Origin of the sequence: Endozoicomonas sp. (assembly GCF_031844845.1) — a bacterium.
GTDB lineage: Bacteria > Pseudomonadota > Gammaproteobacteria > Pseudomonadales > Endozoicomonadaceae > Endozoicomonas.
The window spans coordinates 1-15,386 of sequence record NZ_JAVRMB020000366.1 but is presented as its reverse complement, the minus strand read 5'-3'; the positions used below and the strand labels follow the sequence as shown (position 1 = coordinate 15,386).

11 protein-coding genes are annotated in these 15,386 nt (G+C 45.3%); 3 read left to right on the top strand and 8 right to left on the bottom strand.

From position 1 onward, the window contains the following. The first annotated feature begins 23 nt into the window (after window positions 1–23). Window positions 24–2,894 (top strand): hypothetical protein, encoded by a 2,871-nt coding sequence (locus RM811_RS20425; protein WP_402527756.1) that lies wholly within the window; start codon window positions 24–26, stop codon window positions 2,892–2,894. Window positions 2,895–3,369: 475 nt separating this feature from the next. Here the strand turns inward: RM811_RS20425 and RM811_RS20420 are convergent, their stop codons facing one another. The 7 genes from RM811_RS20420 to rpsP (RM811_RS20390) all read right to left on the bottom strand — a co-directional run bounded on the left by RM811_RS20420 (window position 3,370) and on the right by rpsP (RM811_RS20390) (window position 9,143). Then, window positions 3,370–4,146, bottom strand: coding sequence for a thioredoxin fold domain-containing protein (locus RM811_RS20420; protein ID WP_402527754.1), 777 nt, complete (start codon window positions 4,144–4,146; stop codon window positions 3,370–3,372). Window positions 4,147–4,359: 213 nt separating this feature from the next. Further along, window positions 4,360–5,265: a site-specific tyrosine recombinase XerD gene (xerD, locus tag RM811_RS20415; protein ID WP_402527752.1), complete on the bottom strand. Its 906-nt coding sequence runs from the start codon at window positions 5,263–5,265 to the stop codon at window positions 4,360–4,362. 176 nt (window positions 5,266–5,441) lie between these two features. Next, window positions 5,442–6,770, bottom strand: coding sequence for an ankyrin repeat domain-containing protein (locus RM811_RS20410; RefSeq protein WP_402527750.1), 1,329 nt, complete (start codon window positions 6,768–6,770; stop codon window positions 5,442–5,444). Window positions 6,771–6,972: 202 nt separating this feature from the next. Further along, on the bottom strand, window positions 6,973–7,326 hold the full coding sequence (gene rplS / locus RM811_RS20405; RefSeq protein ID WP_402527748.1) for a 50S ribosomal protein L19: 354 nt from the start codon (window positions 7,324–7,326) through the stop codon (window positions 6,973–6,975). A 107-nt stretch (window positions 7,327–7,433) separates the two neighbouring features. Further along, complete coding sequence (gene trmD, locus RM811_RS20400) at window positions 7,434–8,195, bottom strand: tRNA (guanosine(37)-N1)-methyltransferase TrmD (protein WP_402527758.1); 762 nt, start codon at window positions 8,193–8,195, stop codon at window positions 7,434–7,436. A gap of 98 nt (window positions 8,196–8,293) precedes the next feature. After that, window positions 8,294–8,857 carry a ribosome maturation factor RimM gene (gene rimM, locus RM811_RS20395; protein ID WP_402527746.1) on the bottom strand — a complete coding sequence of 188 codons (564 nt, stop codon included), beginning with the start codon at window positions 8,855–8,857 and terminating at the stop codon, window positions 8,294–8,296. Window positions 8,858–8,870: 13 nt separating this feature from the next. After that, the gene (gene rpsP, locus RM811_RS20390) at window positions 8,871–9,143 is read right to left on the bottom strand and encodes a 30S ribosomal protein S16 (RefSeq protein WP_402527745.1); all 273 of its coding nucleotides are present in this window, start codon (window positions 9,141–9,143) and stop codon (window positions 8,871–8,873) included. Window positions 9,144–10,000: 857 nt separating this feature from the next. Between rpsP (RM811_RS20390) and RM811_RS20385 the strand changes: the two genes are divergently transcribed. After that, the gene (locus tag RM811_RS20385; RefSeq protein ID WP_402527743.1) at window positions 10,001–13,099 is read left to right on the top strand and encodes a DUF4116 domain-containing protein; all 3,099 of its coding nucleotides are present in this window, start codon (window positions 10,001–10,003) and stop codon (window positions 13,097–13,099) included. A gap of 90 nt (window positions 13,100–13,189) precedes the next feature. Here RM811_RS20385 and rpsP (RM811_RS20380) read toward each other — a convergent pair whose 3' ends face one another. After that, window positions 13,190–13,474 carry a 30S ribosomal protein S16 gene (gene rpsP, locus RM811_RS20380; RefSeq protein WP_402527742.1) on the bottom strand — a complete coding sequence of 95 codons (285 nt, stop codon included), beginning with the start codon at window positions 13,472–13,474 and terminating at the stop codon, window positions 13,190–13,192. A gap of 405 nt (window positions 13,475–13,879) precedes the next feature. Here rpsP (RM811_RS20380) and RM811_RS20375 point away from each other — a divergent pair. Beyond that, window positions 13,880–15,386: ankyrin repeat domain-containing protein (locus RM811_RS20375; protein ID WP_402527740.1), on the top strand; the 1,507-nt coding region annotated here is incomplete at its 3' end.

Here is a 15,386-nt window from a genome sequence, read left to right as displayed (position 1 = left end):
TACTGAAAAGGTTACCAGTTACTATGATAAAACAGTCATTAACAAAGTGTGGTAGTTATAATACCCCGCGACTGAACAAAACGGCAGATGGATCTGACTTGTTGAATAAAGAGTCAATGTCCGTGAACCTGAAGGAACTGGGTTTTATTGATGATGAAATACTTACTATTCCCGGTCAGCGTCCCTGCTTAAATACGAACAATGAAAATCGGAACAAGGAGGTCTGTTCTTTTCTGGAAACGGTTTTATTCAGTTTTATGGGTAATACAAAATCAGGAGGGCATTATATTCTTAGTGGCAGTCATATGTTTAGACACCATTTAATCAATATGTTTGGCCAGAAAGCTATCAGTCTGGCAGAGTCTTCTCTTGAGATCAAAGAAGATTTCCGGTTAACTTCCGGCAACACAGAGGCAAATGCGTTCAGTAATGAAAAAGATTATGACCTTGTTATAGACTCAGTTAGCTCAGGCGCTGATTTGTTAAGTAAACTATTTAAGAAAGTGCTGAACGCAGAATCATCTCGGGATATTTTTATTACCCTTTCAAATAAAGTTGATCTGGCTTTTATTGTAAATACTCCACATCAATCCAATGAAAAAGAAAATAAAAATATTATGCTTATATCAGGTTCCGTGGAAACCATTTCTGTAATATATCGGAGTGATATATTGTTCAAGGTGGATATAGTCAGTGCTCACCATGAACCTGTCAGTAGTGGAATGGATATGTCCCGATTTTACCAGGCAAATATTAAGTGTAGTGATTTATATCAGTGTAAATTCTCCTTGTTTGATGGCAGTGTAAGTATGTGCACATTTGAGCAGGCCATTGCAGATATCAATTTCATAATATCAAAAAAAGAGTGTCACTCGTCTGATCGTGATAAGTTTCAGTGCAGGCGAGATCTGCTATTACATCTTATGCTGGAGCATCGTGATCAATTCACATTAAATGGGATGAAATTAGCCTCTGACAAATCACAATATTTAATGCAATATTCTTATCACCATCTTGATCAAATGAATGGTGGCGCATCAATGGCTATGATCGCTGATAATAAACAAACAATTCGTTTATTTAAGAGCGTCAGAACAGTTGCTATTCAGACAGAGGACGTAGTCAGAGTTACTCAGGGTAATAATATTGATGTAAAAAAGGCAATGGTTGAGCAATCGTCTCAAACTGACCCACAAAAAATGGAACCCATAATTAGGGAGAATGCAGAAATAAACAATGATTCCAATTCCTTTCCTGTAACAAATGAAGAGAGGCAAATGAACAAAAACAGATCTGAAGAGCCTCTCTTAAGTACCTGTGCAGATGAAAATATTAATTCTCTTGTTACAAGCGCGGAAGCGCTCTCAGACTTCCTGGGACAGCAAGTAATCAGGCACTTTCAAAATCATCCCGACGAAATTAAAAGAGCATATTATAACGAAGACCAGCATGATAAACCTATAGGTTACGAATATGTAATAGACTCCAATGTGCTGAGTGGAGTGATTTGTCAAAGCCTGGAAAATTATCTGCCTGTTTTATCTGACAGAGAATTAACTCACCTTGATGATGAAAATCACACGTCTGCTTCTATAGAACAATGCAATCCAAAGATATTGCATTCGAATTCCTGGCTTGTTGAACAAGAATTCGTCTCTTCAATAAAAGCCCATTCGATAGAGGAATATTCATCAGAAACATTTAAAAGATTTTTGAATTATTTATCTAAAAATGATATCAATAATGCATGCCAGCAAGTTAATAAAAACAATCTATTAAAACCTGTAGAAGATGAGCTCAGGCTCCCGCCTCTTTTTTATCTTATCAACAAGAATTATATCAAATATATCAGCTATATTAAGAAGCTTATCGACAATGGAGTGGATTTAAACGGTTGGATAAGATTGAAAATCAAGAATGGGCTTGTAATAAAAGTTACTGCACTGGGGTATGCAGTATTCAGCGCCGGTGAGCTGAAATCTATTAATGCACTGAAGACTCGGGGGAACATTATTAAAAATTTGATAAAGGCAGGTTCTGATCCTGAGATGTCAATCATTACTGAGAAAGAAGCAATAGAAGATAAAGTCAACAATGTGCTTTCGATTGAAGAACCTTTAGCACATGCTATTGATAAGAAATATCGTCAGATCATTAACGTTTTACTGCTTCAGAAAGTCAGTCCTGATGCGCAGGGCAAAACCGAGAGAACCCTGTTTACTGCCTTGACCAGGGCTGTGGCAGTTTATTCAGAAACCAAACAGAGGGAGGATCTCGATACGATAACAAGATTAATTGAAGCAAAGGTTAATCTTAACCAGGAAACCATTATTATAGAATCAGGAGGTTTTACAACGGACAGAGCCTTAGGTCGGGCAATACAAGATAAAAACATAGAAGTTATCGGATTATTATTAACGGCCGGATGTGATCCAAATCTGACAAGGCATATCAAATTTCAGAAACGACACCCTGTATTTGACATATTGGATACGATGGACCCGGACTTTCTGACTGTGTTTCTATCTCATGGTAATAAAGTAGACCTGAATGTTAAATACACGGGTAAGAGCAAATACAAGGATGGGAAAAGCATGCGTGTTTTGCCAGTACTTCATTACATAGTGTTCCTGCACTTCAATCGTATCAAAAACATAGTTAACGAAATGGATAGCTTGGCGGTTCGTCAGGAAAGGGTGACTGGAACTGAAGAACAAACAACCAAAATCATTGCCTTGTTAAAAGACGTCAATTTTGCAGCACTGAGTGATTCCCCTGAAATAACAGCAGAAACATGGTACAGAGAGACTATTCCGGAATTCCGTGAGTATAAACTTACATTTAGCGACGATCTTTTTTCTCCACCAGCTCTCCCGGACAGTGCTTTGGAATGATCGTAGGGCCAGGTCATGCACATCCCTACTTATCCTGTACTCTTGCAGGTAAAAGTCTCGTGTGGCCGTTCAGGCCTTTGGTCTTTATCGGGAAAGAATCTATCCGGGCTCTGAGGCAGCAGCCCGGGTCAGACAGTTTTTTCCCCGTGGGAGCGAGAAAAAAATACATTTAAAGGCGTTATCCGAAAGAAAAACGAACCACCGATAAATTCGTTGAAACCAGGAGGTTATACCATTTCCGCTTTCTAACTATGAGAGCGAGCAAGCCATTTTGGACTGCCGGACAAGGCGAAGCGACGAGTCATAGCCTTAGGCTATGGTGAGGAGCTTCAACGCAGGTCAGCAGTTCAAAATGGCTGCGCAGTCCATAGTCAGAAGGTGGGAATGGTATTATTCCCGGACAACCCCTGACAACTCATGAATGCCACAAACCTGGGCAAGGGCTTCCAGCTCATGGGGAATATTGGCAAAGAAGTTAAGACTGACTGTCGATGATTTTGGCTATATCCGCTGCAGGACGATAACCCGGGATGACCTGACCATTTTCCAGAACCATGGCCGGTGTTCCGTTCACGCCGATCTGCAGGCCAAGGTTGTAATGTCGGTTGATGATCTCATTACAGGCGGCTTTATCCCCTTTGATATCAACACTGATGGGCTTTCCGGCTTTCAGGTCAGTTAATGCCTGCTTACGGTCGACTGAACACCAGGCATCCGCCATTTTTGCGTATACCGGTGATTGCTGGCCACCACGGGGAAAGGCCAGATAGCGCAGTTCAATACCCAGCGCATTTAACTGGGGGACTTCCCGGTGCAGCTTCCGGCAGTAGCCACAGTCAACATCCGTAAACGCATAAACCACACCTTTGGTTTCACCTTCCGGGGAGAAGATGACCAGGTCTTCCGGCTTTAAAGACTGGAGCAGCCTGGCATTTTCCTGATTTTTAATGTCTTCTGTCAGGTTAACCAGACGGTTGTTACGAACTTCCAGCATATCCCCTTTAATGAAATGCTGTCCGGTTTCGCTGCTGTAGAGTACATAGCCACCTTTTAGAATGACTTCGTAGATACCGGGCATTGGGCTCTTGCTGATGGATTCGATGGGAATAGTGGTATCCAGCTTCATTAACTGGTTTTTAATGGCGCTTTCGGGGTCTGGAGCAGTGCTATTTGCCTCTGCATTGACAACCGCAGACCAGCCAGTACTTGAGGTCATGATTGCAGCTAAAACAAGAGCAGAGAGTTTAGACATACTGATTCCTTAATTGATCGTAATAGCATTTAAGCCCGATAGGCTGCCAGATTGTCCGGACAGCCTATGTAGCCATGACATCTCAGGGGCTATCGGCAAGCCATTGAAACGCTGGATAAAAACAGGAAAGTGTAGACTTATTTTTCCCTATTGTATCGCTTAGACCCTGCTATCAGGGAAAGAGTTCTGAAAATGGTTGTTCAAATGGTCAGGTTAACCCCTGGGATGGTGTTCCTGATGAAGCTCTGTTAACCGGTGATTGGCAATATGGGTGTAAATCTGGGTGGTGGAGAGGTCGCTGTGCCCCAATAATAGCTGGACCACACGCAGGTCCGCGCCATGGTTCAATAGATGGGTGGCAAAAGCGTGTCGGAGAACATGGGGAGAAACTTCAGTGCTGATACCGGCCACCGTATTGTAGTGTTTGATCCGGTGCCAGAAGGTTTGCCGGGTCATTGGGCGAGCAAGACGTCCCGGGAATACGGTTCGGCTTTCGTGATTATTGAGTAACTCGCCTCTTGCCTGTTTTAAATACTGTTCCAGCCAGTCAATGGCACTCTGTCCCATGGGAACCAGTCGCTCCTTTCTGCCTTTACCGACAACGCGAATCACACCCTGTCGCAGATTGATGTTGTCGAGGTTCAGGTTGACCAGCTCTGATATTCTGAGACCACAGGCATAAAGTATCTCCAGCATGGTGCGATCCCGCAGGCCTATCAGGGTATTGGTGTCCGGGCTCTCCAGCAGGGCTTCCACCTCTTCTTCCGAGAGGGTTTTTGGCAGGGATCGTCCCTGTCTCGGCATTTCAATATTGGCCGTGATGTCTGTACTGACTTGCTCAGCCTGAAACAGATAGCGATAGAACGCCCGAAGACTGGAGATTTGCCGTGCCGTCGATCTGGGATGGTAGCCCTGTTGAAAACGCCAGGTCAGAAAATCGCGGATATTGTTCTCGTTAGCTGAGATCAAACTTCCCTCAGAGCTGAGATGTTCTTTCAGCCATTGGCTAAATAGTTTTAAGTCTCTTTGATAAGCCTCCCGGGTGTTTTTGCTCAGACCTCTTTCGAGCCAGAGGTGTTGTAAAAATTCCTGAATTTCGGAGGGGGAGGGTTGTGGCATGGGGGGCAACATATTCCGGTTACGGCAGAAAAATAAGTCCTGAATCAAGACAATCTGTCAGGAGTGAGTCTCTTTAGGGGGATGGTATTTTAATATATTTCTATGTGCAATGTATTGCTAAAGCTTGACGTCCGGTTAACTATTATTGCCGGATTGGCAGTGCCCATCCACTTGATTCATGGACCTTTTGGTTTCTTGGGGTGATGCATGGATAGTGAGAATAGTGCAGACCTTGTTATTTTTTGCGTGGGTTCTTGTTTCTTTGGCAGGTAGTAGTAAGCCGTTTTTTTATGGGAGTCGGTCAGGATGTCGGCTTCATTTTCTTTTAGCCAATGATAGGCAGTGACTGCATTGTATATAGCTGCATAGTGCAAAGGTGTTAAGTGGTAGATGGTGGGGGGAAGGGCTGCGGTACTCTGAGTGGAAGAAAGACCGTTTATCTGGCCTTTCTCTACTGGTCGCGTTTTTGCGTTGATATCGCCGTTGTTTTTAATAAGAAGCTGAATAAATTCCAGGTTGTTTAATCTTGCCGCAATATGCATGGGCTGTGCTCTAGTGGCGTTAGGGGTGGTTATGTTCAGGCCATTGTTTATCAATAGTTCAAGGGCATGGATATTGTGTGTTTTAAAGCACAATTCCCAAATCAGGCACTTGCTTGATTGGGTTGATTCCCTACTTGTTGACGGGTGCTCCATTGAGGCTTCAGGTTCTTCTTCTATTTTCTTTGAAAGCCTGTCTGAGACATCGGAATATGGAGTGAAGTTCCCGGGCGAGTCATTAAGGATGCTGGCTTTATTTGGGTCATCTCCACGATCAATCAGCATTTTGGTCATATCCAGACGGTACTGTTTTATGGTGAGGCACAGTCTTGACCAGTTATTTCCTTCAATCTGGTGATTGCGATTGATGACGGTGTTTTTGTCTATTTTTTCCGAGTTAAGTAATGTTCTTAAAATTCCGGATTGCATATTTATTATGGCGAATATAATAAGTCCCATCTCCTGGCCATCGACAGTGACCGAATCGAAAGAGCGTTCAGATTCATTCAGGATAATATCAATAAACTGTATTTTTCCTTCCTCAATTGCCCATTTCAGCAATTGCGTTAATTGCTTGTGTTTTGTTGTTTCATTACTTTCGTTATTTATACATTCTCTGAATTTGTCCGGTTTATTTGATTCCAGCCAATGACGGGCAGTCGTCCATTTTTCTGATGTAGAGATGTTCTCAAAAGATCTTATATGCCGTGTTCGCAAAGGCTGGGGATGATGGTCATGCTTCAGGTGGAGATCGACTGCAGGCTTCCATTCTCCGTTATCTCTGTTCAACGGTATGGTGAAGCTCCCCATATATTGGCTGATATTACTGACTACTTTCACATTCAGGCCAAAGGCTGTTGAGTCCCATAGTGTTGAATCTAAAGTGTAGGAATCATCACTGACTTCATCTGGAATAATAAAGGAGGGGCCATGCAATGTTGCCAGACTGGCTAAAGAGGGGCTCATTTGTTGATTCCGGTAGTCGAGACTCCCAGAAAGATAGTTTGTTGTTAATTCGATGCTTGTTTTTTTAAGTGTTGTCGCGGATGGCAAAAAAACGTGATTCTTTCGGCAATAAAAAAGCGGCTTTCGCCGCTTTTTTATTGATTTGTACTATCGTGCAAATCACTCTTCTGAGAAAACAGTTGCCGGAAAAGTAAACTGAATCTTAGTTGAGTTTTTCCTTGATCCGGGCAGCTTTACCACTCAGGTCACGGAGGTAGTACAGTTTGGCCTGACGAACGTCACCGCGACGCTTCACAGTAAGGGAAGCAATCATGGGAGAGTAAGTCTGGAAAGTACGCTCAACACCAACACCGCTGGAGATTTTACGAACGGTGAAAGCAGAGTTCAGGCCACGGTTACGCTTGGCGATGACAACACCTTCGAACGCCTGAAGACGCTCACGAGTGCCTTCTTTTACCTTAACCTGCACGATGACAGTGTCACCCTGTGCGAAGACAGGGATTTCTTTGGTCATCTGCTCAGCTTCAAGCTGCGCAATGATTTTGTTTTTGCTCATTTAAAAATGCTCCCAGTTAGTCAATTTTGTTCCGCTCAGCTCTCTATATGCAGCTGATAGTGCTAATGGCTTCCGTTGGTTAGAGATATTCCTTTGCAGGAAATTCCCTAAAAACTGTCATTACCTGTCGCCTGATGATATTCGGCAATAAATTCCGACAGCAGCTTCTCTTCCTTGCTGGACAGTGCTCTCTTTTGCAAAAGATCAGGCCGTCTCAGCCAGGTTCTGCCCAGTGACTGCTTCAGTCGCCAGCTTTCAATGAGAGCATGGTTTCCCGATAACAGTACTGGCGGCACTTCCTGTCCCTCAAAAAGCTCAGGACGGGTGTAGTGCGGGCAGTCAAGAAGACCATCAGCAAATGAATCTTCCTGAGCGGAATCCTTATGACCCAGGGTGCCCGGTACAAAGCGTGATACTGCATCAATCAGAGTCATGGCAGCAAGTTCGCCACCACTTAACACGTAATCACCGATAGACCATTCTTCATCGATCTCGGCCTGAATTACACGCTCGTCAATACCTTCATATCGCCCCGCGACCAGGATTAATTGCTTGCGCCGGGCAAGCTCCTCCACACCTTTCTGGTCGAGCATTCGACCCTGGGGAGAGAGGTAAATCACTTTGGCCTCGGTTCCTGCAGCTTTGCGGGCTGCCTGAATGGCGTCACGCAGAGGTTGAATTTTCATCAACATGCCGGGACCACCGCCATAAGGTCGGTCATCCACAGTTCGGTGCCGGTCATGGGTGAAGTCCCTGGGATTCCAGGTCTGCACCTCAATTAGCTGGTCTTTGACAGCACGGCCGGTAATGCCGTGGTCTGTCACCGCCCGGAACATGTCCGGAAACAGGCTGATGACACCGAACCACATTTGGGTGTCTGCGACGGTCTCTTGGTCGTTGTTCTCCCGGTTCTCTGTCGATTTCTCTACTGTAGAATCCGGAAGCGAATGTTGAGTCGCCATAGCCACTAAAACTCCGGGTCCCAATCTACCCGGATAAATCCCTTCTCAGGGTTTACGTCTAACACGACCTGACCAATAAGCCAGGGTACCAGTCGTTCCTGTTGGTCAATACTGCCTTTTGAGGGGCGAATGACCAGGACGTCGTTGGCACCTGTCTCCATCAGGCGGCTGACTTTGCCCAGCAGAACGTTGTCTCCGGCAGCGTTACGGGAGAATACGTCCAGTGCTTCCAGTTGATGCCAGTATACTTCGTCATCTTCCGGTTCGGGCAGTTCATCGATATTGACGGTGATCTGGGAGCCACAGTAACTGCGGGCCAGCTCACGGTCATCACAACCGACGATATGGGCAACCAGGCCTTTGCCGTGAGGGCGGGCCTGATCGATTTCAACGGTCATCAATTGGCCGTCGTTTTTATTGACAGGGTCAAGGATCCAGCGCGGGTAGTTGAGGATGTTTTCCAACGGGCTGGTGTTGGAGTGAATCTTCAGCCAGCCCTTGACTCCGAATACGGAGGCAATATGGCCTAACGCTATGCGCTTTACAGCGCCCTCTACTGCCGTTGTCACTGAGTCAATAACCTCAAGCAGCCGCAGCTGGTGCTGACTTGGCAGGTGCCTTGGCTTCTTTCAGAAGCTGGGCAACACGGTCAGATGCAGTAGCGCCCTGGCCCAGCCAGAATTCTACACGCTCCATATCAACACGGAGGCGTTCTTCCTGGCCACGGGCGGTAGGGTTGAAGAAACCTACACGCTCAATGAAACGACCGCCGTTAGCATTACGGCTGTCAGCCACGGTCAGGTGGTAAAATGGACGCTTTTTGGAGCCGCCACGAGCAAGACGAATGGTTACCATGGAATAGGGTTTCCTATATATAGTTGTTCCGGCAACTGATTTTCTGTGTTAGCTCTGCCCTCAGCACGAAGCTTCAGGAGAAAACCCAGAAGAGTTCTGACCGAAGTGGTTCAGGAAAAGTTCCCGATCCAGCTTCCGACAGCTAATCCATGATCGGACTAATGCCAATCATAAAGGGCGCATATTGTAGGGAAATTCAGGGGGAGAGGCAATATTCTGTGGTAAGTATATTCCCGTGAAAGGTGTTTCTTTTCAAAGGTATTCTGTTTTTTCTTGGCAGTTTATGGGTATCAATCTTCGTTATGCAGGCGAAATGTCAGATAAAATGGCAGGACATTTTATCTGTAAAGAGACAGTGGGTTCGCTCTTTGAGGGTCAAATAACGTTATTTTAAGGGAACTAACGTTTAGGAAAGTTGTCTTAGGAATTGTCTCGAAATAATACCGTCATTTCACCTTGATGCCACCCTCTACATGGGCAGGGCGAGAAACAAATGGCGAAATTATTTAAGGACAATTACTTACCTGTTATTAAGGAATGTTTCAAAATGTCCCCGGTTCAATTGTTCGTTGTCAATTGTCTGACCATGGGTATCCTGCTCGATAGCTCTGAATATTTGTACTGCATCATTTTTATAACATTCAGGAAGAGGTTGGGTTGTTGAGGTGTCAGGGTTGATAGAGACCCTGTCGGGTAATCCCGGTGAGAATAAAAGGAGGTTTGAAATAGTTCCGGAACTTTATTCTGAGGCTCCAAACCCGTTCTGGTTGAACCTGTCAAAGCGTGGTGGCATTACCCTGCGACAAACTCAGGGTTAATGGATATTAAATGAGCAAATTATTTCAGGAAAATTCATTATGGAAAATTTATCAAAGCCCGGTTTCTATCCGATGCTCCGGTTTACTTCGGAAGCAATGGAGAGCGATAAAAAACCAGTGACCTGGTTTAGTAATGCAGATAAAAACAAGGATACCATTCCTTTGAGGAAAAGGAAGATAGGAGTGGCAGCTGAGATAAAGGAAGTATTGTATCAATTGATCATCAATCAAAAACAAGCACCAGTATCAATCACCAGAGAGCAATGGGTGGGGCTTGTGGACTTCTGCGCTACGATAATAGTGGGTGGCGCTAAATCAGATGGCCCCCCAAAGGAAGTCCTGAAGGAACTAGTAAGCAGGGTTGTTGATGTCTCTGATTGTATCAAAATTGTTGATATATGGTCTCAGTTAGAATCAGAAATCCCCTGGAAGTTTCAATTAGAAGTAATGGAGAAGAAAATTAGGGACAATGATCAATTTTATCAACGCAATCGTGATTATAATAAAAAATATACTGTTGCCAGTAAAACTTCATCCAATGAAGATTTCGAAATAAACTGTAGTAGGTCTGGATCAAATATTCAAAAGTTTGGAGATATCAGGGTTTTAACTGATTTAACGTTCTATAAGAGACTTTGTTATATAGCCTGCGCTAATGCGGATGGTAAAACCCTCAAGAATATCAAATTCAAGTATATAGATGAGAGGGATAAATTGGACCTGTGTAAACAGGCTGTTAGCAAATCATGGAAAGAATATGAATCTATTCCAAGTGAACTTAAAGCAGACGCTGAGCTGGCCATGATTGCCTGTCAACAAAGTAAAGACGTTTTCTTTAAACTTGCTCCTGAGTTACAGGAAAACTGGGGGGTGTGCAGGGTTTCAATATATAATCATCCAAGTCTACTGGATCTGGAGTACCCAGAAAGTGTCGTTAACCAGAAAATGATAAAGGATAACAAGGATGATTTTATTCATCTTTTCAAAGAACGGCTTAAAGCCAAGCCGTTCGCCATCGAATATTTTCCATCGTGGTTAATATCAGGGAGTGAGAGTGCATACCGTGAGTTATGTGAGATTGCCTGTGAGAACGACCCGACTGTATACCGATATATTAATCGAGATTATCAAACCATGGATCTTTTGCTCAAATGTTACAAGAGTAATAAATTTGTAATTGCTCATACCCCGGAAAAATTCAAGAAACAACAAGGAAACTTCGATTATTATGGTTTGTGTAAAAAAGCCTGTGAAGAAGATGGGCTATTTATTGGGAAATTTCAATACTATATGTGTTTAGATTTTGATTTATATCTAACTGCCTGCCAGCAGAACCCCAAAGCTATCCAGTTTGTGCCCGAGGAATTCCTTGGAGATATACTGGAACGATGCCCGGATACAAAATATTATATTAAACCCAACAAATGCTGCTTTCCCAGGGAGTCAGCCAACCGATTGGCACTCCTGAAGGTTTGTTACAGAGAGAGTTTGCTTTTTTCTGAATTCATCAATGATGAACGAAAAAAAGAATTGCTTGATTTTATCCATCATCCCGAGGTTGAGCCTTTTGTTCCTGCTGCCCCCAGGGAACTTTATACCGAAGTTTTTCCTTTAGACTGTTTTTGTAACAATCCATTTCTGGAAGAACTGCTTTTTGCCTGCTACAAAAACCGGCAATATCAGCCTTTGGGCATCGATAAACGTGATGATCTTATTAAACATATCAGTGCCGAGCCTGAATTCGAGGTATGTCAGGGCACGGAGGAGCTGCTAAACAAACCGATGGACGTCTGTGGTGGACGTACGTTACGCAGAAAACCGGAATCAGGAAGTGAGCCGCTTCAGCATTACAAATTCCAGCGAAAAGGTGAAAGTCTTCAAGACCTGACCAGGGAGGGATTAACCTGTGGTTTTTTTGCAAGAAGCGCTGAAGAAAAACCGGCTTCTGTCAAAATATTTAAAAGCCGTTGGCCAGGATGCCACCGTTTTATCAAAGTTGCGCTGGACCAATTGCCGAAGAATATATTCGATCATTTTGAGGATTCTCTGGAAATCACAGAAGACGAAAACGGTAAAAAGGGTGTGCATGCCTATTGCTATATGGCAAGACCAGAGTACTCCCGCTATGCCCATACTGCGGATGACAGTGAAAACCCATACAGCAGGGCTGAAAAAGGGTTGACAGATGGTATACATGACATTGGGCGGCTGGCCAGTATGGGTATTTTACTCACCAGCACATTGCCGGGTTACCATCACATCGACAAAAACAGGCGGTGGGTGATGTTCGCTACCCTGATGGGGCACTATCACCATATTGATAATGATCGCCTTTTATTTCCCGGTGATTTTGAAGACTGGCAGGGTGCCGCCACGGAGCGTCCTGACTTCGGCTACGACGGTCTTCGGGATATTGGTGATTATGAGATTTTTGGCGATGTATATCATCTCTTTGAGATTGACGATCTCTACGCTCGGGCGCACCCCTCTGAGGTAATGCAACGAATAGCCATGGCGAATACGCTCTGTGAAAGCATTATCGCAGTATGCCTGTTGTATGGGCGTTTACACCAGGATTCGAGTGATTATCATTACCTCAACCTGACAGCCATTACCGCAGCCAAGGCGTTTATTGAAAAAGTGGCCAATGAGCTGCTTGCCGGTCTTCTGCCAGCAAAACAAAAATCCAATCTGCAAACAATGCTAAAGATTGATAGCGAGGTTTATGACCAATGGTTAACGCGCACCGCTAAAGAGCTTCTGTACTGGACGAGCAGGCAGTCGCTGAGCAGGCAGTCGCTCCCTGAGAAGGAAAGCAGGGATGACAGGGAAACTAACGAAATTGATGGCATTGCCCCTGATGATGACACAGGGGCGAATCCCTCCCCCGTCTACGATCCCAACAATTGCTATCTACAGCACCTTACCAACAATGGTCGCCTGAGTGAGGATCTTTATCCGAATTCCCCTCCCTGTTCGTCAGACCTGTCATTTCCGGATGATTTTTCCTTTACAGACGGCAAGCTGAGCCTCGGAGCCTTTGGGCGTCTATTTCCACTCACAGCCTTAGTCAAAGGTCTGACAAGAATGTGTACCGGTATTTTCAGCGTTGATGAGGGATCAGACGGCAATGCCTGAATATAAGATGAGATAGAGGGAGGAAATAGCATTGAAACAGGTGTCCAGTGCGGCGAGATAAATCGGCAAAAGACTGAAGGTGAAAGCCCTTCATCCGGCAAGGTCTGGCAAACCGCCGGAGCCCGCATCATGGGCGGTTTCAGTATGACAATGGTTAGGGGTGTCCTGAAAAAGTTCCGTAGCACCCTGGCCCAGCCAATGTGCTACACGCTCCATATCAACACGCAGGCGCTCTTCCTGGCCACGGGCAGCAGGATTGAAAAAGCCTAAACGCTCGATGAAACGACCGCCGTTAGCATTACGGCTGTCAGCGACGGTCAAGTGGTAAAATGGACGCTTTTTGGAGCCGCCACGAGCAAGACGAATGGTTACCATGGAATAGGGTTTCCTATATATAGTTGTTCCGGCAACTGATTTTCTGTGTTAGCTCTACCATCAGCACAAAGCTGTATTAGCTCAAGGCTGTATTAGCTCAAGGCTGCAGGAGAAAACCCAGAAGAGTTCTGACCGAAGTGGTTCAGGAAAAGTTCCCGATCCAGCTTCCGACAGCTAATCAATGATCGGATTAATGCCAATCATAAAGGGCGCATAATAGAGCGGGTGTGGCAATGTTTTGTGGTAAGTATATTCCCGTTAATGGTGCTTTAATTTCAGGGATTTCTACCATCATCGTTGCCTAACGAAGTCATCAGGGAATTGGAGGAACTTTTAATATTGCGAGGTGTCTTAGGGCAGGTTGTTAGTTAACTTTTTCCTTTTTCCTGTTGAAAGGTCTGCCTTATGGAATCAGTATGTGCATCTACTAAAGGGTCTGGTAACCAAACTGCTCTCCCCGGAGGTACTAAAACCCCACTTAAATATCGGAATAAATATCGGAAGCCCCCAATTACTGAGGGTTTCAGTTCTGGTAGTCAGGCCGCTTTGCATAAACGTAAAACTGAGTTTATGCAGGTGCGTCCCCACCTACAGGGGGATAACCCAACCACTGACGAGGCCACCAGGGAATTCGTTGGTTCGGATAAGTCACTCGGTCAGATAGAAGAAGAGCAGCCACTTGATCCTGGCCAACAGGAGCAGTATGACACCGCAGTCTCTGAAGCAGCGTCGAAAAAGTCCCATGCCAGAGGGTGTTTCAGTTCGTGCTTTAGTCGTTCTTCCACAGGGGGAAATCCGGCCACTGGTGAGCCAGCCACTGTTTCAGACCAGTCTGTTCGCCGGGAGCCGTCATCCGATCCGATGGAAATGCAGCCCCTTAACACCTCTGAGGCGCAAGGCGACACAGCCATTATTGAACCTGACGCCATCACGAGGTCCAGAGAGTCCGTTCATTCGGAAAAGTTATCCAGTCAGACAGATGTCCAGCCCCTTAGCCCTGGCTCCCGGGAACAGGTTGATATCGCTGGCTATGAAGCAACGTCGCAGAAGCTCCATACCCGTGGATGTTTCAAGTTACTTTCATGCTTTGGTCGTCCTGCCACAGGGGGTAACCCAACCACTGACGACGCCGCTGTCGGTTCCCGGGAGTCTGTTCGTTTGGAAAAGTCTTCCGGTCAGATAGAAGAAGGGCAGTCACTTGGCCCCGGCTCCCGGGAACAGGATGACATCGTAGTCCCTGAAGCATTGTCGCAGAAGTCCCATGGCGGTGGATGTATCATTTCGTGCTTTAGTCGTTCTGCTAAAGGGGAAAAACCAGTTACCGATGAGCTCACCACTGTGTCAAATCAGTCTGTTAGCCTGGACCAGGCATCCGGTTCGATGGAAATGCAGCCCCTTAATACCCTTCAGCAGGCGCAAGGCGACACAGCTCGCTGCGATCCTGCCGTCTCCAGTGCTCCCCCGGTTACCAATAAAAAAGTTCCCATGCATCCTCTTTTAGAGGCCTGCAAGCAAGGAAATATCGGTTATATCCAGCGAGTTATCGATGAAAACAAGGTGCTTATCGGTCAGCGATTACAGTGGGGGAAACTTCAGGAATCATCACTGGACATCGCCTGTTATTACGGGCAAACAGAAGTGGTCAAAATTCTGCTGGAAAAAGGGGACGGGGTAAAGCCAAAGCCGGGCGGTCAATCCGACTCTGCCTTTACCGCCTTGCATGCTGCCAGTCGTGGTGAAAATGCAGACAAGCAGTTATTTTCTTTGCTGTTGGAGCATGGTGCACTAGTCGATGCTAAAACAGTGAAAGGCGAAACTCCCTTAATGTTGACATTGCGGAAATCAAATCAACAGATAATTAAACCGTGTGTGGAAAAACTATTAGCCCACAATGCGAACGTCCATGCGAAGG